This window comes from Streptomyces sp. NPDC020489 (assembly GCF_044386545.1).
Lineage (GTDB): Bacteria > Actinomycetota > Actinomycetes > Streptomycetales > Streptomycetaceae > Streptomyces.
The window spans coordinates 639,975-661,496 of record NZ_JBIRUZ010000005.1; the positions used below are offsets into that span (position 1 = coordinate 639,975).

15 protein-coding genes are annotated in these 21,522 nt (G+C 72.1%); 7 read left to right on the forward strand and 8 right to left on the reverse strand.

The window, feature by feature from the left end; all coding sequences use genetic code 11:
- Positions 1 to 18 precede the first annotated feature (18 nt).
- The 5 genes from ACH41F_RS16860 to ACH41F_RS16880 form a co-directional block, all read right to left on the reverse strand.
- Positions 19 to 1,737, reverse strand: coding sequence for a hypothetical protein (locus ACH41F_RS16860; protein ID WP_391230690.1), 1,719 nt, complete (start codon positions 1,735 to 1,737; stop codon positions 19 to 21).
- 2 nt (positions 1,738 to 1,739) lie between these two features.
- The gene (locus ACH41F_RS16865; protein ID WP_391230689.1) at positions 1,740 to 2,642 is read right to left on the reverse strand and encodes an ABC transporter permease subunit; all 903 of its coding nucleotides are present in this window, start codon (positions 2,640 to 2,642) and stop codon (positions 1,740 to 1,742) included.
- Complete coding sequence (locus tag ACH41F_RS16870; RefSeq protein ID WP_398836268.1) at positions 2,639 to 3,559, reverse strand: carbohydrate ABC transporter permease; 921 nt, start codon at positions 3,557 to 3,559, stop codon at positions 2,639 to 2,641. The genes ACH41F_RS16865 and ACH41F_RS16870 overlap by 4 nt, the downstream gene beginning before the upstream one ends.
- A 125-nt stretch (positions 3,560 to 3,684) precedes the next feature.
- Positions 3,685 to 5,007 (reverse strand): extracellular solute-binding protein, encoded by a 1,323-nt coding sequence (locus ACH41F_RS16875; protein WP_391230687.1) that lies wholly within the window; start codon positions 5,005 to 5,007, stop codon positions 3,685 to 3,687.
- Positions 5,008 to 5,281: 274 nt separating this feature from the next.
- Positions 5,282 to 6,415: an ROK family protein gene (locus tag ACH41F_RS16880; RefSeq protein ID WP_398836271.1), complete on the reverse strand. Its 1,134-nt coding sequence runs from the start codon at positions 6,413 to 6,415 to the stop codon at positions 5,282 to 5,284.
- A 296-nt stretch (positions 6,416 to 6,711) separates the two neighbouring features.
- On the opposite strand from ACH41F_RS16880, the gene ACH41F_RS16885 reads away from it, so the two are divergent.
- The 6 genes from ACH41F_RS16885 (at position 6,712) to ACH41F_RS16910 (ending at position 15,772) form a co-directional block, all read left to right on the forward strand.
- Positions 6,712 to 7,611 (forward strand): N-acetylglucosamine kinase, encoded by a 900-nt coding sequence (locus tag ACH41F_RS16885; RefSeq protein ID WP_398836274.1) that lies wholly within the window; start codon positions 6,712 to 6,714, stop codon positions 7,609 to 7,611.
- Between the two features lie 178 nt (positions 7,612 to 7,789).
- The gene (locus ACH41F_RS16890) at positions 7,790 to 9,724 is read left to right on the forward strand and encodes a phosphatase PAP2 family protein (protein WP_398836277.1); all 1,935 of its coding nucleotides are present in this window, start codon (positions 7,790 to 7,792) and stop codon (positions 9,722 to 9,724) included.
- A gap of 92 nt (positions 9,725 to 9,816) precedes the next feature.
- Positions 9,817 to 11,490 carry a phospholipid carrier-dependent glycosyltransferase gene (locus ACH41F_RS16895; RefSeq protein ID WP_398836280.1) on the forward strand — a complete coding sequence of 558 codons (1,674 nt, stop codon included), beginning with the start codon at positions 9,817 to 9,819 and terminating at the stop codon, positions 11,488 to 11,490.
- A gap of 71 nt (positions 11,491 to 11,561) precedes the next feature.
- The gene (locus ACH41F_RS16900) at positions 11,562 to 12,485 is read left to right on the forward strand and encodes an SIS domain-containing protein (RefSeq protein WP_391230682.1); all 924 of its coding nucleotides are present in this window, start codon (positions 11,562 to 11,564) and stop codon (positions 12,483 to 12,485) included.
- A 457-nt stretch (positions 12,486 to 12,942) separates the two neighbouring features.
- Positions 12,943 to 13,323, forward strand: a complete 381-nt coding sequence (locus ACH41F_RS16905) for a hypothetical protein (protein ID WP_391230680.1) — start codon at positions 12,943 to 12,945, stop codon at positions 13,321 to 13,323.
- Positions 13,324 to 13,399: 76 nt separating this feature from the next.
- Positions 13,400 to 15,772 (forward strand): SpoIIE family protein phosphatase, encoded by a 2,373-nt coding sequence (locus ACH41F_RS16910; RefSeq protein WP_398836285.1) that lies wholly within the window; start codon positions 13,400 to 13,402, stop codon positions 15,770 to 15,772.
- Positions 15,773 to 15,872: 100 nt separating this feature from the next.
- Here ACH41F_RS16910 and ACH41F_RS16915 read toward each other — a convergent pair whose 3' ends face one another.
- Positions 15,873 to 16,529, reverse strand: coding sequence for a peptidoglycan-binding protein (locus ACH41F_RS16915; protein ID WP_398836288.1), 657 nt, complete (start codon positions 16,527 to 16,529; stop codon positions 15,873 to 15,875).
- A gap of 177 nt (positions 16,530 to 16,706) precedes the next feature.
- Between ACH41F_RS16915 and ACH41F_RS16920 the strand changes: the two genes are divergently transcribed.
- On the forward strand, positions 16,707 to 19,154 hold the full coding sequence (locus ACH41F_RS16920; protein WP_398836291.1) for a polysaccharide lyase 8 family protein: 2,448 nt from the start codon (positions 16,707 to 16,709) through the stop codon (positions 19,152 to 19,154).
- Here ACH41F_RS16920 and ACH41F_RS16925 read toward each other — a convergent pair.
- Together ACH41F_RS16925 and ACH41F_RS16930 are read right to left on the reverse strand one after the other, a co-directional pair.
- On the reverse strand, positions 19,135 to 19,965 hold the full coding sequence (locus ACH41F_RS16925; RefSeq protein WP_398836293.1) for a hypothetical protein: 831 nt from the start codon (positions 19,963 to 19,965) through the stop codon (positions 19,135 to 19,137). The genes ACH41F_RS16920 and ACH41F_RS16925 overlap by 20 nt on opposite strands.
- Positions 19,966 to 20,039: 74 nt before the next feature.
- Positions 20,040 to 21,485, reverse strand: coding sequence for an HAD-IA family hydrolase (locus ACH41F_RS16930; protein ID WP_398836295.1), 1,446 nt, complete (start codon positions 21,483 to 21,485; stop codon positions 20,040 to 20,042).
- Positions 21,486 to 21,522 lie beyond the last annotated feature (37 nt).

The following is a 21,522-nucleotide window of genomic DNA, read 5'->3' on the forward strand; positions in this document are numbered from 1 at the left end:
GCCATGTGTGCGTCGGGGTCACACCGCGGGGGCGGGCCGGCGGGCGCGCAGTGCGACGGTCAGGGTATGCGGGCCCTGTCCGCCGACGAGGACGCGGTCCCCGGTCGTGGCGTCGGTGCCGCCCGTCACCGTGTAGTCCTGACCCGGGTCGTAGCGCAGGACGCCGCTCCGGTCCGGCCCGGCGAGCGGTTCGCCCGCCTCGACGTCGACCTCGACCTCGATCTCGTCGTCGCCGACCCGGTAGGTCATCGACCCGCTCGTCAGGCACCAGCGCCCGTCGCCGATCGGTTCGGCCCCCACGAGCGCGCCACCCGGCCGGAAGGTGAGTTCGAGCGCCCAGGGCACCGGTGGTCCGCTGATGTCGACGCGCAGGTCGGCGCCGACCTGCCGTAGGTCGGCCTCGACACGGGTGGTGTGCGTGACCTCGTCGCGGGGCCGGTCCGAGAAGGCCATCGCGGCCGAGAAGCGGCCCTCGTCCGCGAGCCGGTAGGCGGCGTCGTCCCGCCTGCGCTCCGGCGGGAGCGGCTGATAGTAGGCGGCCGTGAGGGTCTGGGTGAGCCGGTAGCGGCCGTCGGCGAGTTGCCGCATGTCGGCGGCGCGGAACGGGCCCAGGTCGAAGAACCCCCGCGACAGCCGGACCGCGTCGAGCACGGCGTCGCCGGCGAACAGGCGCAGGAAGGTGGGGTTGCAGGCGAGGCCCGAGCGGATGTGCCGGTGCTCGGGCACGTCGGAGCCGCCGTAGAGGACCGTGTGCGCGGTGGCCGAGGCGTGTGCCGCGAGGCGCGCGGTGGTGAGGTACCGCGCGCGGGGCAGCGTCTCCGGCGTGGGTGCGGGCAGGGGGCCGCACAGGTCCGGGGTGAGGAGGGTCTCGGCGAGCAGGTCGGGGTCGTGGATGCCGGCGGCGGCCGCCAGCCGTGCCGCGCGGCTGAAGTCGCCCCGGCCGGTGCGGATCGCGAGCAGCCGGTAGTGCGGCAGGTAGGGCGCCAGCGGGAAGCGGTGGTTCTGGTCCTGGCGTCGCGAGTGGACGGTCTCCACGGTGCCGTCCGGCCGGATGAGGTCCAGGGTGGCGGCGAGGTTGCGTTCGACGGCGCCGTGCAGGTCGGGGCGGCCCAGGACGTCGGCCAGCAGGAGCAGCGAGGGGTTGGAGACGTGGGCCGCGTAGACGGCGCTGCGTTCCGAGTACAGGCCGTCCGCGTCGATGTCGACGCCCTCGGCGAGCCACTGCCCGACGCGGTCGAGGAGCCGTTCGTCGGGGAACGAGCGGTGCAGGCGGGCCAGCGCCGCGCACAGCTCCCAGCGGTGGTTCGGGGTGTGCGCGCCCCCGGTCAGGAGGGCGCCGGTGGCGGCTCCGGCGATCTCGGCCAGTGCCGCCGTGACCTCGTGCAGCTCGGGCCCCGCCCCGGCGGCGAGGACGTGCGCGTCGCACACGTCGTTGACGGTGAAGGCGGAGTCCGGCGGCGACTGCACGTTGTCGCCGCCGGCGAAGAGGCCGCTGCCGGTCTGCACGGCCCGGAGGGCGCGCAGGTGGGTCAGGGCGGTGGCGACGGCCTGCCCGCTGCCGTGCAGGGCCGAGTCCGGGGACCGGTAGGCCGCGACCAGGGTCCGTACCCGCCGCGCCAGGTCACGGTGCGGCACACCGGCGGGTTCCTCGTCCGGGCCGGCCGCGAGCGGGGCGGCCGCCCGGTCGGCGGCGCGCGCCGCCGCGCGGACGAACTCGTGGTCGAGCGGGGCGGGCAAGGTCAGTCCTTCAGTCCGGCGTTGATGTCGGCGTTCATGACGTAACGCTGGAACACCAGGAAGACGACGATCAGCGGGATCATGGAGATGACCGATCCGCCGAGCACCACCGACCAGTTGATGTTCTGCGCCCCGACGAGGCTCTGGATGCCGATCTGCACGGTGAACTTCTCGGGGTCGTTGAGCATCAGCAGCGGCCAGATGTAGTCGTTCCACCGCCACTGGAACGACAGGATCGCGAGCGTCAGCATGATGGGCCGGGAGATCGGCACCATGATCCGCAGGAAGATGGACAGTTCGCGGGCGCCGTCGATGCGGGCGGCCTCGATGAGCTCGTCGGGGACCGTCAGGAAGAACTGGCGGAACATGAAGCAGCCGGTCGCGGTGAGCACGGCCGGGAGGATGATGCCGGCGAGCGAGTTGTAGAGGCCGAGGTCGCGGACCACCAGGAACTGCGGGGCGAGCATGACCTCGCCGGGCAGCATCGTGGTGGCCAGGATGCCGACGAAGAAGACCTTGAGCCACTTGTTGTCGTACTTGGCCAGCGCGTACCCGGTGCAGCAGCTGACTCCGACCGTGAGGATCGTCGCGATCACACACACGATGGTCGTGTTGATGAAGTACTGGGAGAAGTTGGCGCTGTCCCACGCCGCCTTGTATCCCGAGACGGTGGGGTTGTTCGGGAAGAGCGTCAGCGGCAGGGAGAAGAGGTCTCCCGCGGGCTTGAAGGAGCTGAGGACGAACCACAGCACCGGCACCGCGTAGACGGCCGCCAGGACCCACAGCAGTGTCGTCGCGGGCACCGCGCGCCGAAGCCCGCCGCTCTGCCCGCCGCGGGGCCCCTTCTTGGAGACGCGCGGTGCGGAGTCGGCGTCGACCTTGCGCGGCATGTCTGTGGTTGTCATCGGTTCTCCACCCGCCGGTTGACCATCATCTGGACGATCGCGACGACCATCAGGATGAGCATGAGCACGAACGACGCGGCGCTCGCGTAGCCGATCTGGCCCGATTTGAAGCCGGTCTGGTAGATGTACTGGACGAGCAGGTTGTTCGTCGTTCCGGGGCCGCCGTTGTTGAGGGAGGCGAACAGCGGATACTCCTTCATCGCGTGGATCGTGTTGAGCAGGATGACGATGAAGGACGTGGGCGCGATGCTCGGCAGGGTGATGCTGATGAACTGGCGCCACGGACCGGCGCCGTCGAGTGCGGCCGCCTCGTAGTACGACTGCGGCACGTTCTTGATCGCCGCGATGAACAGCAGCATGGAGAAGCCCGTCCAGGCCCAGGACGCCGCCACCACGACCACCAGCAGTGACAGGTCCGCGTTCGACTGCCACGGGACGGCGCTTCCGCCGAACTTCTCGATGAAGTAGTTGACCAGTCCGAAGTTCTCACCGAACAGCCAGCGCCACAGGACACCCACGACGATGGGCGACAGCAGCCACGGGATGAAGAAGAAGACGCGGGCGACCGAGACACCCTTGGCGTGCTTGCTCACCAGCAGGTTGGCGATGAGCAGCGAGAACACGAAGTTGAGCGGGACGAAGAGCACGGTGTACAGCAGCGTCCGGGTCAGCGCGTCGAAGAAGACCGAGTCCCCGGCCAGCTTCTGGTAGTTGTCCAGTCCGACGAACTGGAACGCCCCCACCCCCGTGTAGTTCGTGAAGGAGTAGACGAGCCCGATCACCGCCGGCCAGAGGAAGAACAGCGCGAAGAGCACGACGTTGGCCGCGACGAGGACGAGCGGCGCAAGGGTGTACTTGCTGCGTCTCCTGGGCGGGCTCGCGGACACGGCGGACACGTCCGGGGCGCGTTTTGTCATCTTCCTGACTCCGTGCTGGTGGTATGGGTTGCTGTGGGCTCAGGCCGTGAGCCCGGGCATCGCGTGGGGTCCGAGGCCGGGCGGCGGTGTTCTCGACCCCGCCGCCCGGACCTGCGGGCCTGGGCTCAGCCGCCGACCTGCTGGTTGTAGCCGTCCACGATGTTCTGCAGGGCCTTGTCGGCCGACTGCTGGCCGTTGATCGCCTTGCCGAGCTCCGTCTTGGTCGGGTCCTCGGTGAGGCTCTTGCCCTTCAGCACCCAGTTCGTCTGCGCGCTGTTGAAGTAGCCGGAGATAGGGGCGTAGAGCGGGATCGACTCGTTGTAGAGCTTGAACGCCGCCTGCGCCGCCTCGGACTTGAAGGGGTACTTCGGGTTCAGACCGGTCTCCACCGGCAGGAACCCGGAGGCCTCGCACAGCGCCTGGTAGTGGGCGGGCTCGTACAGCCAGGACAGGAACTTCGTCGCGGCCTTCGCCGCGTCGGCGTTGTTGTTGAAGCCGACCGTCATGCCGCCGCTGTTGACGTCACTGGCCTGCACCGGCTGGGCCGGGGTCGGGACGCTCGCCCACTCGAACTTGCTGATGCTCTCGGCGAAGGCGGGGACCTGCCACACGCCGGACCAGTAGGCGACGACGTCACCGCTCTGGAACATGGCCGACGGGTCGGCGCCGCTGGTCCACACCGACTTCGGCATGGTCTTGTCGTCGTTCCAACCGACGAAGGTGTTCACGGCCTTCTTGGTGGCCGCGTCCACCGAGAACTTGCCCGAGGAGTCGGCGTGGACGTACTTGCCGCCCATCTCGTACACCATGGCGCGCAGCCGCGACGGCGACTGGTCGAACGTCAGGGAGTACTTGGCGTCGGTCTTCTCGCGGACCTTGTTCGCCGCCTTGATGAAGTCCGTCCAGGTCCAGGTCTTCGCGGGCGAGGTCGGGTAGGAGACGCCGGCCTTCTCGAAGAGCGACTTGTTGATGAACAGGCCGGAGGCGGTGACGTCCGAGGGGATGGACAGCACCTTCCCGGAGGAGTCCTTGGCGACGAAGTTGGCGTTGATCTTGTTGGACTTGTTGTTGGCGATGTCCTTGAGGTCGATCAGCTTGTTCGACCAGATCGGGTCCAGCTTCGGCACCGCCGCCACGTCGGGCAGGGAGTTCGCCTGCGCGGCGTTGCGCAGCTTCGCGTCGTAGCCGTCGTAGGGGATGTTGACGAGCTTGACGGCGACGCCGGTTTCCTTCTTGTACTGCGCGACCATCTTCTTCCAGCCCGCGTCCTGCCCCGGAACCGTGGAGATCCAGAACGTCAGCGACTTGGAGGTGCCGCCCGAGTCGGAGCCCCCACCGCACGCGGAGAGCAGCAGGGCACCTGCCGAGGCCACGGCAGCGAGAGGAACCAGGCGGCGCACGCCGCCGCGGCCGAGTCGGCGGGAGCGCCGCACACCCACAGTGGTCATCTTCGATCCCTTTTCGTGGTTGGGGACACAGCACGGCGCCGACAGAGGCGGCACGGGTGCATTGTTCAAGAAAGGTCGCTTTCCGAGGGCGCGGCCTCGCCCGGCCGCGTCATCCTGACGAGCGAGGGTCCCCGGCCGCTGTGGCCGTCGCCGCACCAGCACGCCCTGGTGCGGTTGCCGTACGTCGAGTACGGGCGGGACGCTCGCCCAAGCCGGTGTCCCGACCGACTTAGAAAGCGCTTGTCCGGACATTGGCAGACCGAGTCCGAACCCGTCAATCCTTCACCCGCGCCACCTCGGTCACGGTTTGGACTCCTCGGGCGACCGCGAGGCGGGCGGCGCCCACGACGGTGCCGAGATCGCCGACCTGGCTGCTGACCACCTCAGTGGGCCAGCTCAGCCGCTCCAGCTCGGCCCGCACCCCGGGCAGGAGCTGCGCGGACGCCCCGGTGCTGCCGCCCAGCACCAGCAGCCCCGGGTCCAGTACGGCCGTCACGGCGGCCGCCAGCCGGCCCACGTCCACGGCGTGCCGGTCGACGACCGCGCGGGCGGCGGCGTTGCCCTGCCCGGCCAGGGCGAAGAGCCGCTCGACCGTGCGCGGGCAGTCGCCGTCGGTGTCCGGCCAGGCCTCGGCGGCCCGGCGCAGCAGGGAGCGGGCCCCGATGTACTCCTCCAGGGCCTCGTGGCGGGGCTCCCGGTCGTCGTCCCAGGGGTAGGGCAGCCGGGCCAGCTCACCGGCGGCTCCGTTCGCCCCGGCCAGCACCTGTCCGCCCACGACGATGCCGAGACCGATGCCGACGCCGATCCGCAGATAGCCGAAGGTGTCCCGGCCCCGGGCCGCGCCCTCGTGCAGTTCGGCGAGGGCCGCGCAGTTGACGTTGTTCTCCAGGTGCACGGGCACTCCGGGCGGCAGCGCGACGGTCACCGCGTCGAAGACGGGACCGGCCTTGGCGGTGGCCGGGCGCATCCGCTGCGGCGGCGTGACGTCACCGACGGCCACGACGATCGTGCGCAGCGGGGCGTCCACGGGCAGCGCGGACAGCGCCTGCCGTACGACGTCGGCGGCGTCCTTGCGGGACCCCGTGGCCTCGGCGAGCAGGCTGCCGTCCAGGGCGCAGGCGCGCACCCGGGTGAGGGCGGGACCGAGGTCGACGGCGAGCACGGCGCCCGCCGCGGGGCCCAGTCGGTACACGGCGGCGCTGCGGCCCGTACCGCCGGAGGAGGTGCCGGAGTGGGCGGCCAGGTGCACGCCCTCCAGCTCGGCGACGGCGGAGGAGACCGTCGGCTTCGACAGCCGCGCAAGGCTCGCGAGCTGCGGCCGCGTCGCGGTGCCCACCTGGGCGAGGACGGTGAATACAGCGTTTGCGCTATCGGTCAGACGGGGGGTTGCTACCACGTCGTCTTCCACACTTCCCCCAGCTCACAGGCCGCTCTCCGGAGCCGGTCGGCTCGGCGGGAGGCGGCGACGGGTTGCCCTGGCGTCGCGCGTTGCGGGCCCGGACGGCAGGCCGGGGAAGCCGGGTGGGCGACGCCTATTGACACGCACTGTACTTCGTTAGTTAACTTCCTAACGAACGTCACGGTACTCGCCTGCCGTGGTCCGTCAGAGGCCCGTCCCGGGGCTTCCCTAGTTCTTCGACCGCCTTCCTCCTGGCACGGTTTCGCCCGCCGTCGCATGCACAGCGCACCGACGAAAGAGGACCCGTGCAGGACTCCGTACCCCTGGTGGTCGGTATCGACGTGGGCGGCACCAAGACCCATCTGCGTGCCGTCGCGGGCGACACCCCGGTCGCCGATCACGTCCGCTCCAGCAGCGGCTGGCGGCCGCACGACCCCGTGGCCGCGGCCGGCTGGCTCGCCGCCCTGGCCGCCGACGCCCTGCCGGCGGGCGCCCGCCCGGCCGCGCTGGCCGTGGGCGGCCACGCCTGTGAGACCCCTCGCCAGTGCGCCCAGATCCGCACCGCCCTGCAACTCCACTTCGACGCGCCCGCACTGGTCGTGGGCGACGCCGAACTCCTCGTCCCCGCCGCAGGCCTGGACAAGGGGGTGGGCCTGGTCGCCGGCACCGGTTCCGTCGCGGTGGGCCGGCTTCCCGACGGCCGCCCGGTGCAGGTGGGCGGCTGGGGCGCGGTCCTCGGCGACGAGGGCGGTGCGGCCGGACTCGTCCGCGAGGCCGCGCGTGCCGTGTGGGCGGCCCATGACCACGGGGAGGAGCCCGACGCCCTCGCGAGCGGGCTCGTCGCCTCCTTCGAGGTCTCCGAGGTACCCGCCCTCGGCGCCGCGCTCGAACGCGCCAAGGACATCTCCGCCGAGTGGGGCAGGCACGCCCCGGCCGTGTTCGCGGCCGCCGAGGCCGGTTCGGTGCTCGCCCGCCGGGTGATAGCCGAGGCCGGCGACTTCCTGGCGTCACTGGTCGAACGGCTCGCCGCACGCGACGTCCCCGTCGACGACGTCGTGGTGGCGGGCGGCACGATCCTCGCCCAGCCCGTCCTGTACGACGCCTTCACCGCCGCCCTCGCCGACCGGGTGCCGACTGCGCGGCCCCGGGCTCTGCGGGCGGCACCGGTCGAGGGGGCGGTGGCGCTGGCGCGTTCACTCGTATGACACCCGCCGGACCCCGGCCCCACGCCCGTCCGACACAACTCGCCCGTAGATCTTCGCTCGTACACCGTAGAAAGCGCATACGGCTCGTCCGTCCCCGCGCGCCCCACGGCTGTCAGCGCACCAACTCCCCCGAATCCCCCAGGCCCTCACGGCCCAAGAACTCATGAGAGGCAGACGCATGCCGTCACCCGCCGGGCCCCGCTCCGACTCGCCGGTCAGTGAACTCGCCGTGAACCGAAGGGGATTCCTCCGGACTTCCCTCGGTGTCTCGGCCGGTGTGCTGGCCGCGCCGACCGTCGCTTCCTGGCTGGGCGCCGCCGACGCCAAGGCTGCCACCGGCTATGCCGCGTTCGTCGACGACTACCGGACCAACATCGTCGCGAACCGGACGCCCGAGACCAACGCGGTCGTCCGGATCCTCGGCGGCTTCGCCGAGATCTGGAAGACCGGCGACGCCTGGAACACCGGCACCCCCCTGATGCCCGAGATCCTGCGCGCCAACATGCGGTACTGCGCCCGGATCACCCAGGCACGCACGGAGGAGCAGGCCAAGGAGGCGTTCGTCTACGACCGCCAGCACCAGAGCTACGCGATGATCGCCGCGCTCGGTCCGCTCGCCGACCTGTACAGGTCGGGCGCCAAGGCGGTCACGTCGATCACCTCCGCGCCGGACACCACCCCGGCGACCACGATCAGCGACGCCGTCCCGGCCGACGCCCCCGCCGGATCCGCGCTCGGCGCCGGTTCGTACACCTCGGACCTCGGCCAGGTGGCCAGGCTGGTGGACACCGTGCGCGGCCCGTTCGCCTCCGGCAACCCGGCCAAGTTCACCTTCCAGTACCCGCGTCCGTGGCGCATGAACGAGGACAGCGAGGTCGTCGACACCGGCAGGACCGACGCCCTCGGCTTCCCGGTGTACGACTCCGACGTGGTCGTCGTCACCCAACTCCTGCGCCAGCGCGGCACCAACGCGGCCGACGACGGCGGCTTCCCCAGCGGTCACACCAACGCCTTCCACCTGGCCGCCCTGGCCTTCGCCTACGCCGTCCCCGAGCGGTTCCAGGAGCTGGTGACCCGCGCCTTCGAACTCAGCCACACCCGGATCATGTCCGGCATGCACTCCACGGTCGACGTGCTCGGCGGCCGGGTCATGGCCACCGCCCTGGCCGCCGCCGCCCTCGCCGACCCGGCGAACGCCGACCTCAAGGCGGCGGCACGCGCCCAGGCCCTCGCCTACTTCGAGGCGCGGACCGGCACGACGGCGGACACCCTCTTCGCCTACGCCCACTCCGACGCCTCCGACCCGTACGCCGACCGCGAGGCCAACGCCTGCCTGGTCGAGCCCAAGTTGACGTACGTCCTCACCCGCCACGGCCGCAGCAAGCCGCTGACCGTGCCCAAGGGCGCCGAAGTGCTCCTGGAGACCCGACAGCCCTACCTGAGCGCCGAGCAGCGTCGCGAGGTGCTGCGCACCACCGCGCTGCCCTCGGGATACGTCCTGCTGGACGGCTTCGAGCAGTGGGGGCGCCTCAACCTCTTCGCCGCCGCGGACGGTTACGGCTCCTTCGACTCCGACGTGACGGTCACCCTCGACGCGTCGGCCGGCGGGTTCGCGGCCGCCGACACCTGGCGCAACGACATCGACGGCGACGGCGGTCTGACCAAGCGCGGCACCGGTGCCCTCACCCTGACCGGCCACAACCGCTACACCGGCGGCACCGTGATCCGTGAGGGCGTGCTGACCGCCGCCTCGGCCCACGCCCTCGGCCACGGCCCGGTGCGCGTCAGCGGCGGCACCCTGCGGATCGTGACGGGCAAGTCGGTCCAGATCCACGGCGGTTACGCCCAGGAGTCCGCGACGCTCGACGTGACGCTGCGCGCGGGACGCGGTCCCGCCCTCGAGGTCACCCGGCGCGTGGTGCTGGGGGCGGGCAGCGTGCTGACCCTGCGGCTCGACACCGACCGGCCGCCGACGCCCGGCAGCGTGGTCCGGGTGATCGGCGCCGCGGGGCTGCGCGGCCGGTTCGACCGGGTGGAGCTGAACTCCGACACCCTGCGGGCCGTACCCGTCTACACGGCGGAAGGTCTGTCGGTACGACTCCTGAGGCGATGACACCCCCGGGGGCGGGAGCTGATGCACAGTAGGCGCATGAGGCGTCCCCGCATCGCTCCCGCTCCCGCCCGGGCCCTGTCGTCGCGGGGCGGATGATGACGCGCGAACTGCACCCGGTCCTGCTCCCGCGGGCGCTGCCCGAGGCACCCGCTGCCCGCGCGACGGGGAGGCCGGGCGGGCGGTGGCTCGTGCCGCTCCTCGCCGTCGTGCTGCTCGCCCAGATGGCCGTGGCGATGGTGACCACCGCCGTGCGGCAGACCCCCACCATCGACGAGCCGGTGTACGTGGCCACCGCGACCGACTACCTGCGCGTGCACGAGGTCCGCCTCAACCCCGAACACCCGCCGCTGGGCAAGCTGGTCATCGCCGCCGGGGTGGCCGTCGCCGACCCGCACCACGACCCCTCCTTCGCCGGCGACCAGGGGCGGGTGGGCCGGCATCTGCTGTACGAGTCCGGCAACGACCCCTGGCGGGTGATGCTGTGGGCCCGGCTCCCGGTCATCGCGCTGACCCTGGCGTTCGGGCTGGTCGTCCTCGCCTTCGCGCGGGAACTCGTCGGCCCCGCGGGCGGACTGGTCGCCCTCGCCCTGTACGCCTTCTCCCCCGACGTCATCGCGCACGGCTCCCTGGCCACCCTCGACGTGCCCACGGCCGGCTTCCTGCTGACCTCGGTGTGGCTGCTGTGGCGGGCCCGACGGCGGCCCCACCTGTACGTGCCGCTCGCCGGACTGGCCGCCGGGGCGGCGCTCGCCACGAAGATGAGCGCGCTGGCGGCGGTCCCGGTCCTGCTGGCGCTGGCCGCCTGGTCGGTGTGGTGTCACGGCTCCCGCGACCGGCGGCGGGCGCTGACCCGGGCGGTCGCGGCGGCGGCCGTCGTGGCGGTGTGCGCGATCGCCGTGGTCTGGGTGTCGTATCTCGTGGTGGACCCACGATTGCGCTGGACTCCGCGCCAGCACGTGCCCGTCGTGCACGGGCTGCGGGCGGTGCTCGTCGATCTGATGCCGTTCCCGGAGTCGTACCGGGACGGGATGCGGGTGCAGTTCGGCTTCGAGAACCACCCGTGGCAGGGGTTCCTGTTCGGGCGGCTCTACACCGGCTCCCTCTGGTACTACCTGCCGGCCGCCTTGGTGGTGAAGACGCCGCTGGGAATGCTCGCGCTGTGGGCCGCCGGGGCGGTCGCGGTCGTGGCGGTGCGGCGGCTGCGGCCGGCGGCGCCCTATCTGCTGGTCCCCACCGCCGTGCTGCTCGGCGCGGCGATGACCGGCTCGCGGGACTTCGGCACCCGGTACGCCGTGTTCGTGCCGATGTTCCTGGCGGTCGCCGCGGGCTCGCTGCTCGCGGTGCGGTGGCGCTGGGCCGGTGCCGCGGCGGGAGCGCTGGTGCTGTTCGTCGCGGTCAGCTCGGTGCGCACGTTCCCCTTCTATCTGCCGTACTCCAACGAGGCGTTCGGCGGTCCGGCCAGGACGCATCTGCGGCTGCACGACTCCAACGTGGACTGGGGACAGGACCTCGGGCGCCTCGCCGACCGGCTGCGTGAGCGCTACCCGGGCGAGCGGGTCTGGCTCGTGTACAAGGGCAGCGGTGTGCCCTCGTACTACGGCATCGAGGCAGCGGATCCGCGCCGGGTTCCGGCGGGCGAGGTGCGGGGTCTGCTGGTGGTGTCGGACTCCTCGGTCGCCAAGGCGACCGGCCGACTGGCCGAGTTGATCGACAGCAGCCGCCCGATCGATCAAGTCGGTCATTCGATCACGATCTACCGACGGTGACCGCACAACCCCTGGTCACAACAGTGTGTGGGCTATGTTGAGGCACTGTGGAAGACAAAGGAGGCGCACCGGTGCCATCGCCGCAGCAGGCACGCGCACAGGCATCCGCGATCACCTCGGGCAAGTCGGTACCGGAGGCCGAGGTCTCACCGACCTCCCAGCTCAGGACCCTTTTCGACCGCCCCCGACTCTCCCCCGGGCAGCGCCGCATCGCCCAGTACCTGATCGAGCACATCACCGAGGCGGCCTTCCTGTCGATCACCGATCTCGCCGAGCGGGTCGGCGTGAGCCAGCCCTCGGTGACCCGGTTCGCGGCGGCGGTGGGCTTCAGCGGCTACCCCGCGCTGCGCGAGAAGCTCCAGTCGATCGCCCTGGGCACCCTGGCGGGCGGACCGGCGGCGGCCGACGACAACAGCGGCAACGAACTCCAGGCCGCCGTCGACGCCGAGATCGAGAACCTGGAGAACCTGCGCCGCGACTTCGCCGACCCCGACCAGCTCATCGACATCGGGCGCAAGCTGTCCGAGTCGACCCCGCTGACCGTGCTCGGGCTGCGCATCTCGGTGTCGCTGGCGGAGTACTTCGCGTACGCCGCGCGCCGCGTCCACCCCGACGTACGCCTGGTGACCCTGGGCGGCAGCGTCGCCTACGACGCGCTTCTGCAGTCGCGCGAGGCGGGGGGCACCTGGGTGCTGGCGTTCTCGATGCCCCGGCACGCGCAGGAGACCCTCACGGCCGTGCGGGTCGCGCGCAGCGCGGGGCTGCGCGTCGCGCTCATCACCGACCTGGCACTCGGCGCGATCGCCGACGAGGCGGACGTCGTCTTCGCCACCGGCACCGGCTCCCGCCTGGTCTTCGACTCCTACGCGGCCCCGGGCGTGATGGCCGCGGCCCTGCTCCAGGCCATGACGGACGCCGATCCCGAGCGGACCCAGGCCCGCCTGGAGGAGTACGAGCAGATCTCCGACCAGCACCAGTTCTTCCTGCGCGACTGACACCTGCGCGGCTGCCACCGGTCGCTTCCGGCCCCCTGCGGCCACATCCGACGAACCGCATCACACGGGGACCATTCCGCTCAAGTCACGCATGAATGTTTTCATACGTCTTGCAAACCGGACGGCATATATAAATACTGCTCACGGATCGCCCCCGACCGCTCCGGGGCCCCGCTCCGCACCCCCGTCCCCACCCCTCGCAACCCCCTCGCAATCGCCCGCAGAAAGCCGACGGTCCGCCCATGCGCACGCCGCACCATCCGCCGCGCATCCGCCGTCTGCCGCCCCGGGCCCCTGCGCGGACATCCGTAGCCGCCGTCACCTACCCGCGTCGGCGTTGCGGGTGTTCGATCGGGCATCGCCTGCGCGAGCGCCCGTGGCGGCCCCGGTCATCCCCTAGGCCGGGGCCGCCCCCACCCGTCGGACCACCCCTCCTGACGCCGCACACCCGGAAGAGATGGCCATGACTCTGACGACCACGCGCCTCAGCCCGGACTGGCCCTGCCAGGTCAAGACGCCCGGCAGCTACGACTGGGAGCGCTCGGCGGCCAAGTGGCTGCGCGAGCTGGTGCCCGCGCGCTACGCCAGCTACCCCGCGCTGATCCGCCACCCCGTGCTGCTGGCCCGGCACGCGCACATCCAGGTCCAGCAGGAGATCCGGGTCGCCCGCACCGCGCTGCAGACGGCGCGTGCCGACCTCCCGGGCCTCGGACTGCCCGAGTCGGTCATCGAGCACACCATCAAGCTGTACGCGGCCGAGGTCCGCCAGCTCCAGCACATCGCCCGCAGCGTGCGGGCGGTTTCGCAGGCCCTCATCGATCACAACGCGGGACGCTGAGCACACCGCACTTTCGAGTGAAACCACTCCTGACAAGGCAGCGATCGAGGCACTCCCGGTATGCGATGCTCATCGCGTGACGAGCGAGCCCGCCAGCCCCGCTGAGTCCGGTGCCCCCGATACGGTCGCACTGGCCAAGATCGTCGCACGCCAGCGCGCCGAACTGGACCGGCTGCGCGACCAGGCGGCGACCTCCGCCGTCGTGGAGCGGGCCAAGGGCGCCGTGATGGCACAGACCGGCTGCTCCCCGGACGCCGCCGGGGAGGAACTGCTCCAGCGCGCCAAGGCCGCGCACCACACGCTGCTGGAGGAGTGCTGGATCACCCTCGGCGGCCTGGCCCGGCCGCTCCGGGAGGGCGAGCAGCCCGCCTCGGACCGGGGCGCGACCGCCCGAACCGCCCGGGCCGCCGCCGAGGACCGCTCAACCGGCCTGGGCCGCCTCGGCAAGGCGCTGGTCCGCGTCGGCACACCCCGGGACCTCGCCCGGTGCCTGCTGGAGCATCTGTCGTCGGAGGCTGCGGCCGACGCGATCATGATCTTCGCTCGGCTGCCCGCCGGGGGCCTCGAACTGGTCGGGCACGCCGGCATCGGGGACACCCTGGCCACCCAGTGGCGCCAGGTACCGCCTCTGAGCGGGGTGGCCGCGCTGGAAGCCCTCCAGGAGCGCGAGCCGCGCTGGCTGGAGGACATCGACGCGGACCGCGAACGGTATCTGCTGATCGGCGATCCCCCCGAGCGCTGGCGGTCCCGCGCCTGGCTTCCCGTCGTCGTCCAGGACTCGGCCGACGTCTGCATCGGCGTGCTGCGCACCGAGGGCGGCCCGTTCTCCCCGCAGACCCGGGAACACCTGCTGGCCGTGGCCCAGCTCTGCGCCGGCCGGCTGCGCGCCTTCGACCCGCGGCAGGAGCCGGACCTCGACGACGCCGTGCACAGCGTGCAGAAGGTGCTGGACACGCTGCCCGGCGCCACCATGCTGCTCAGCCCCTTGCTCACCCCCACCGGGGACATCGAGGACTACCGCATCTCCGCCGCCACCGAGACCGCCTTCGACCTGCTCGGCCGCTCCGGCCGTGACCTCGTCGGCCTGCGGCTCCTGGAGTGCTTTCCGACGCTGTCGGACGAGCAGCCTCTGTGGCACGGATGCCGGCACACCCTGACGACCGGGGAGCCGTACGAGGGCGAACCCTTCGCCCAGCAGGCGATGGTCGGCGGGGTCGAGGAACTGTCCCTGTACTCCGTACGCGTGGCCCGGCTCGGCGAGCGGCTCGCCCTCACCTGGATCCGGCACGACCCCTCCGACCGGCAGGAACAACGGCTGGCGGACGTCCAGCGCCTGGGCAACCTCGGCTGGGCCAACTGGAACCTGATCACGCACGAGGTCACCTGGTCGTCCCAGGTCTACGCCGTCCTGGACCGCGATCCGGCGCACGGCCCGGTCCGGATCACCGCGCTCCCGGACCTCACCCTGCCCGAGGACGTGCCCCTGCTGGCCCGGGCGGTCGGGGACCTGGTGAGCCGAGGGCTGCCCTGCGCCCTGCCGTTCCGGATCCGGACGGCCGACGGGGTGCGGCACCTGCGGTTCGTCGCCGAGGCGGTCACGGACATCCACGGCACGCCCGTCGAGGTGCACGGCTTCCTCCAGGACCTGACCGCGCAACGCAGCGCCGAACTCGCCCTCGTGGAGAGCGAGCAGGCCATCGTGACGCAGCACGACATCCTGCGGGCCGAACGGACGCTGGCCGCACGGCTCCAGCACGCGCTGCTGCCGCTGCCCACCAAGCCCCAGCAACTGGCCGGGCTGCGGGTCGAGATCACGTATCTGCCCGCGCAGTCCGGGATCCACGTCGGCGGCGACTGGTTCAGCGCGATCGAACTACCGGACGGCGACGCCCTGTTCGTGGTCGGCGACGTCGCCGGGCACGGCATCGACGCGGTCGCCACCATGGCCCAGCTCCGCTTCACCGCCAAGGGCATGGTCATCACCGGCTCGTCCCTGACCGGTGCGCTCGCCCGTCTCAACACGCTGCTGCTGCACTCCCGCGACTCGCACGGCACCGCCACCATGGTCCTGGCCCGCTACGACCAGTACGAGCACCGCATGGTGTGGGCGCAGGCCGGACATCCGCCACCGCTACTGCTGCGCGACGGGGAGGCGAGCTATCTGGAGCGGCCGAGCGGCATGCTCCTCGGGGCGAGCGCCACGCCCCACTTCACCGAGGCGGAGTGCCGTCTCGAACCCGGCGACCGGCTCCTGCTGTACACGGACGGGCTGGTGGAACGGCCCGCGGAGGGCATCGACCGGGGCCTGAAGCGACTGGCCGAGGCCGCCCTCGCCCACCACACCGACGAGCCGGGCTCGCTGGGGCCGATGCTGGCGGAGCTGCTCGACGGCGAACGGCGGGACGACGTGTGCATCGTCGACATCCGGGTGCCGCTCGACGAGCTCTAGCTGTTCCAGCGCCTGCCGCGCCACGGGGATGCCCTGTCAGGCCCCGTCGCCAGCCCCCGTCGTCAGCCCCCGTCGTCAGCCCCCGCGTCAGCCCCCGTCGTCAGGTCCGGGATTCCAGGGCGGCCCGGGTGTCGTTGCCGTAGACGCCGGTCTCGTCGCCCCGGATGCCGTACCAGAGTTGGAAGCGGGCCACGGCCTCGGTGAGCACGGGGTCGTAGGTGCCGCCGGTGGGGCCGTTGTCGTAGACGTTCGGGACGCGCAGCAGTCGGTGCTGGAGCTCGCTCACCTCGGGACCGCTGTCGCCCTCGCGCAGGGTGCCGGGGCCGTCCGGATCGGTGGCGGCGGAGGGGGTCGGTGTCGTGGCGGCGGTGGGAGCGGCGGAGGGCGGGGGCGTGGCGGCGGTGTCGCCGCGGCCGGGCAGCAGCAGGGCGCAGCCGAAGCCGACGAGCGCCGCCGCGCTCACGCCGACCGCGATCGCGGCCCGGCGCAGACCGGAGCCGAAGCCGAAGGGGCGCCGGCCCTGCCCGTCGTGGGCGGGGACGGGTGGCAGTTCCTGGGTCTCGTCCTCCCAGTCGGCCGGCCGTCGTGGCAGCACGAAGGACTCGTAGTCGGCGCCCTCCTGGTGGGCGCCATCCTCCGGCGGTGGTTCCCTGAACAGTTCCGCCAGCGCGTCGGTGCGGCGGGGGCGCAGGACCCGGATCGGTTCCAGGGGCAGGGGGTCCTGACGCTGCCCGCGCCCGGGCGGCCGTACGGGCATCTCGCGCTCCTTCCGTCCCGTGCGCGGGGCCGTTTGCCGTGGCCCCGCCGCTCGCGGAGTGATACGCGGCCGCGGCCCGGCGGGTTCAGCCGACCCCCTCGACAGTGAACGATCGATACGATCATCTATGATTGAACTATTGAGCGTTTGATCGAACGTATGCTACAAACCGCCGTCATGACGACTCGTTGGTCACGTCGCGGCTTTCTGGCCGCCGGCTCCGGCGCCGCTGTGGCTGCCGGTCTTCCCGCGCGGACGGCCAGTGCCGCAACGCCGTCCTCCCTCCAGGCCGCCGAAGCGGACGAGTTCGCCACGCTGCGCGCGAGGTGGCGCACCCTGATCCTCGGTGAGGGGTTCAGTCCCACCGCCGAGCCGTTCAAGAGCCGGCTCGCCGAACTCGGCGCCACCGCCGTCCAGTTGCAGTCCTCCATGGCACCGGCTTCCGGCTCGCTGTGGCCGGACCTGGTGTACGCGGATCCGGAGCCCGACACCGACCAGGAGTCCTACGGTCACTCAGGCAACATGAACGCGAGCTTCAACCGGCTCACCACCCTCGCCCAGGCGTACTGCCGGCCGGGCACGGGGCTGACCGGCGACGCGGGCCTGAAGGCCTCGATCCTCACCGGCCTCGACCATCTGCACACCGAGGTCTACAACGCCACGCAGACCCGCTACGGCAACTGGTACAGCTGGCAGATCGGCGCCCCGCAAGCCCTGCTGGACGTGTGCGTGCTGATGTACGACCACCTGTCGGCGACCCGGCTGGCCGACCATCTCGCCGCCGTCGACCACTTCGTACCCGACTCGGCCGTCGCGAACTACACCGGCACCAGCACGGGCGCCAACCGGGTGGACCTGTGCCGGGTGCTGGCGCTGCGCGGGATCGTCGGCGGCTCCTCCGCGAAGCTCGCGCTGGCCAGGGACGCCCTCTCCCCGGTCTTCCCGTACGTGAGCAGCGGTGACGGACTGCACGCGGACGGGTCGTTCATCCAGCACACGACCGTGCCGTACACCGGTTCCTACGGTTCCGTCATGCTCGGCGGGCTCGGCATGCTGTTCGCCCTGCTCGCCGGGTCGAGTTGGGCGGTGACGGACACGAACCGGCAGATCGTGTTCGACGCCGTGGAGAAGGCGTGGGCGCCGTTTCTCTACAACGGGCTCGTGATGGACGGGGTGTCGGGCCGCGCGATCAGCCGGGGCCTGTCCGCGACCGACCCGCAGCAGATCCAGCAGGACGATCACCTGCGCGGCCATCCGATCCTCGCGTCGATCGTCCTGCTCGGACAGGGCGCGAGCGCCACGGAGAACGCCCGATGGCGTGGCCTGGTCAAGGGCTGGGCGCAACGCGACTACTACAGCCCGCCGATGAGCGACCCGGCGCTCGGCCTGACGGCGCTGGCCCGCGTCAAGAGCGTCCTGGACGACCCGACGGTCACCGCGCTTCCCGAACCGACCGGCCACCGGCTGTTCACCGACATGGCGCGTGCCACCCACCGCAGACCCGGCTGGGCCGCGTCGATCAGCATGGCCGACCGGCGCATCACGTACTACGAGACGGGCAACGGCGAGAACCTGCGCGGCTGGCACACCGGGTCCGGAATGCTCTACTGGTGGGGCGACACGTTCGCCAACGGCCAGTACAGCGACGCCTTCTGGCCCACCGTCGACCCCTACCGGCTGCCCGGCACCACCGCTTCGCGCGCGGTCCTCGCGGACGCGGCCGGCGGTGACTGGGGCGCCTCACTGCCGGACGTGCACTGGGTGGGCGGGGCGAGCGACGGTCAGCGGGCCGCGATCGGGCAGTACCTCAAGGGACTTCAGTCCACGCTCGTGGCGAAGAAGTCGTGGTTCTGTCTGGACGACGCGATCGTCTGTCTCGGCGCCGGCATCAGGTGCACGGACGGCACGACCGTGGAGACGACCATCGACAACCGCAACCTCGGCCCCACCGGCGGCCATTCCCTCACCGTCGACGGGACGATCAAGCCGGTCGCCCATCCCTGGTCCGAGACGTTCACCGGCGCGCGGTGGGCGCACATCGGCGGCATGGGCGGCTACGTCTTTCCCGGCGGGGCCCCCGTCCGCGCGCTGCGGGAGGCGCGCGAGGGCAGGTGGAGCGACATCAACAAGGGCGGTGCCACGACCGTCCTCACCCGCAGGTACCTGACCCTGTACGTCGACCACGGCACGGACCCGACGAACGGCACCTACGCCTTTGTGCTCATGCCGGGCGCCACGGCCGCGCAGACCCAGGCGCGGGCCGCCGCCACGACCTGGCTGACCGTCCTCGCCAACACCGACGACCAGCAGGGCGTGTCGGTGCCCTCACTCGGCTTCACCGGGGTCAACTTCTGGTTCGGGGGCACGGTCGGCACCCTCACCGCGAGCGCCCCCTGCTCCGTGACCGTCAGCGAGAGGAGCGACGGGACGGCGGTGGTCTGCGTCAGCGACCCGAAGCGGATGAACACGAGCCTGACCCTCACCTGGAACCGGGCGGTGACCTCGGTGGTGTCGAAGCCGTCCACCGTGACCGCGGCGAGCACGGGTTCCGCGCTCCGGCTGACCTTCGGCGACCTGACCGCGACGGCCGGCGCCACCCAGAAGATCACCGTCCGGCTGGGGTGACCTCCAGGAACCGGTGCAGGGACGCCTTCATCGCGGCGACGAAGGCGTCCCTCGTGTCGTCGTCCAACGCGTCCAGGGACAGGTAGGGGTTGAGGTCCTCCAGCTCCACCAGCAGCAGTTCCCCGCCGGGCGCGCGGCAGGCGTCGACGCGCTGGATGCCGTGACCGAGCCCGTTCCAGTCGATGAACCGGCGGGCGAACTCCAGGTCCTCCCGGTCGGGTTCGTACGGTTCGAGCTGCCAGCGGCGGTCGGGGTGCGGTGCGTACAGGGCGTACTGGAAGTCCTCGTCGACGAAGTAGAAGGACACCTCGTAGGCGAAGTCGACGCACGGCTGGACGAGTACGTCGCCGGTGACGAGGTCGCGCACGGCGTCGGCGGAGACGATCCGCAGCCCCGTCGAGTCCGCGCCGAGCCTGGGCTTGACGACGTACCGGTCCGTCCTGGGCAGCCGGTGCAGGTCCTCGGCGCTGTCGACGGTGGGGATCACGGGGCAGCCCGCCGCGCCGAGGTCGAGCAGATACTGCTTGCCCGCCATGTCGGCCTTGCCGGACAGCGGGTTGTAGACGCGCGTGCCCGCCGCGAGCGCCCGGTCGCGGAAGTCGTCGTAGGCGTCCTGGTAGGCGAGGACGGGCCCGCTGTTGCGGACGACGACGGCGTCGAAGGCGTCCATCAGCGCCGCCGCGTCCCGCGGGCCGCACAGGGCGAGGTCGAAGTCCTCGCGCAGGCGTGCGGTGAGGAAGATGTCCTCGTCGCAGTACCGCCGCCCGCGTGCCTCGTAGGCCAGGTCGGTGACGTACAGGATGCGGGGCATGCGGAACTCCTCGGCGGCGGCGAGCAGCGATCGTATGCGCCAGACGTTCCCCGGACAAACGCCTTTCTACGAGGTCACAGCCCCGCGCTCCACAGGTCCCGGAGCCCGATCGCCTTCAGGCCGGGCCGCACGGTCCGGCGGGGCCCGGGCTCGATCGGCGCGTACGACGGGACGGCGAGCACCCGGCAGCCCGCCGCCTCGGCCGCGCGGACGCCGGTGGGCGAGTCCTCCACCGCCAGGCAGGCCGCCGGGTCGACGCCGAGCGCGCGGGCCGCCGCGAGGTAGGGGTCGGCGGCGGGCTTGGTGCGGGGCGTCTCGCCCTCGGCGACGGTCGTACGGAACCGGTGGGCGCCGAGGATCCCGAGGACGGCGTCCACGACGGGCCGCGGGGACGCCGAGACCAGGGCCGCCGGAATGCCGGACTCCTCCAGGAGGTCCAGGAGGTCGAGCGCGCCCGGCAGCACGGTGGCCTCCTGCTGGACGGCCGCCAGGAAGCGCGCCTCCCACTCCGCGGCGAGGTCCCGGGGGTCCGTGCCGGCGCGGGTGTGCAGGTGGGCGGCGGCGGCGGCGACCGAGCGGCCGAGGACCTGGGCCAGGTCGGCGTCGGGCACGCTCTCGCGGACCGTGCGCAGCCACAGCGACTCGGTGTCGACAAGGGTGCCGTCCATGTCGAGCAGCACCGCGTGCGGCGCGGCCGCGAAGGGGCGGCCGTCCAGCGTCCAGTGCCGGTCGGGCAGGCGGCCCAGGGAGGCGAACACCTGGGCGGCGACGTCGGCGTGGCGGACGACGGCCGGCGCCGCGCCGATGCCCGGACCCGTCGCGGCCAGCCATGCCGTGCGCTCCTCGGTCGTACGACCGCCGTGACCGCCCGCGTCAACGTGGCCGTGGTCGGTGAGGACGAGGACGGTCCACCGCTCACCGGCGTAGGAGGGCCGGGAGCGGACCGCGGCCAGCAGCCGGCCGAGCCGGGCGTCGGCCTGCCGGACGGAGGTGTCGTACGCCTCGCCGCAGCCCAGGAAGTGCGCCGTCTCGTCGGGCGCGCCGAGGTAGACGAAGGACGCCGCGACGTCGTCCGCGGCGAGCACGCGCGCGGCCGCCGCGGTGATCTGCTCGTCGCACTCCTCCCAGGCCTCGGGGGTGTCCTCGGTCGGCGCGAGGTACACCGACCGGGACGGGACGCGGAAGAGCGGACCGCCGCCGCGGACCTGCATCAGGGGCTCCCATCCCGCGGCGACGAAGGTGCGGCGGCCGTCCTGTTCGGCGAGGCGGGTGGCGAAGTCGGGGAAGACGTCGAGACGGTGGCCGGTGAAGTCGTTGCTCCACACGCCGTGCTTGGCCACGGACACCCCGGTGACGACGGTGGCCCAGCACGGGCCCGACATGGTGGGAGTGTCCGCGTCCACCTCGACGGGTGCGAGGAAGCCGTCGGCGGCCAGCGCGTCGAGATGCGGGGTGGGCAGACGGCGCAGTACGTCGAGGCGTACGCCGTCGATGCCGACGACCAGGACACGATCCTGCACGGGATCTCTCTTTCGGATGCGGGGTTGGGGCGGGGGG

What these genes read in the sequence shown, in the direction of transcription:
- ACH41F_RS16865 (WP_391230689.1), bottom strand. Translation starts at nt 2,642, where the DNA reads ATGACAACCACAGACATGCCGCGCAAGGTCGACGCCGACTCCGCACCG.
- ACH41F_RS16870 (WP_398836268.1), bottom strand. Translation starts at nt 3,559, where the DNA reads ATGACAAAACGCGCCCCGGACGTGTCCGCCGTGTCCGCGAGCCCGCCC.
- ACH41F_RS16875 (WP_391230687.1), bottom strand. Translation starts at nt 5,007, where the DNA reads ATGACCACTGTGGGTGTGCGGCGCTCCCGCCGACTCGGCCGCGGCGGC.
- ACH41F_RS16890 (WP_398836277.1), top strand. Translation starts at nt 7,790, where the DNA reads ATGCCGTCACCCGCCGGGCCCCGCTCCGACTCGCCGGTCAGTGAACTC.
- ACH41F_RS16895 (WP_398836280.1), top strand. Translation starts at nt 9,817, where the DNA reads ATGATGACGCGCGAACTGCACCCGGTCCTGCTCCCGCGGGCGCTGCCC.
- ACH41F_RS16905 (WP_391230680.1), top strand. Translation starts at nt 12,943, where the DNA reads ATGGCCATGACTCTGACGACCACGCGCCTCAGCCCGGACTGGCCCTGC.
- ACH41F_RS16915 (WP_398836288.1), bottom strand. Translation starts at nt 16,529, where the DNA reads ATGCCCGTACGGCCGCCCGGGCGCGGGCAGCGTCAGGACCCCCTGCCC.
- ACH41F_RS16920 (WP_398836291.1), top strand. Translation starts at nt 16,707, where the DNA reads ATGACGACTCGTTGGTCACGTCGCGGCTTTCTGGCCGCCGGCTCCGGC.
- ACH41F_RS16925 (WP_398836293.1), bottom strand. Translation starts at nt 19,965, where the DNA reads ATGCCCCGCATCCTGTACGTCACCGACCTGGCCTACGAGGCACGCGGG.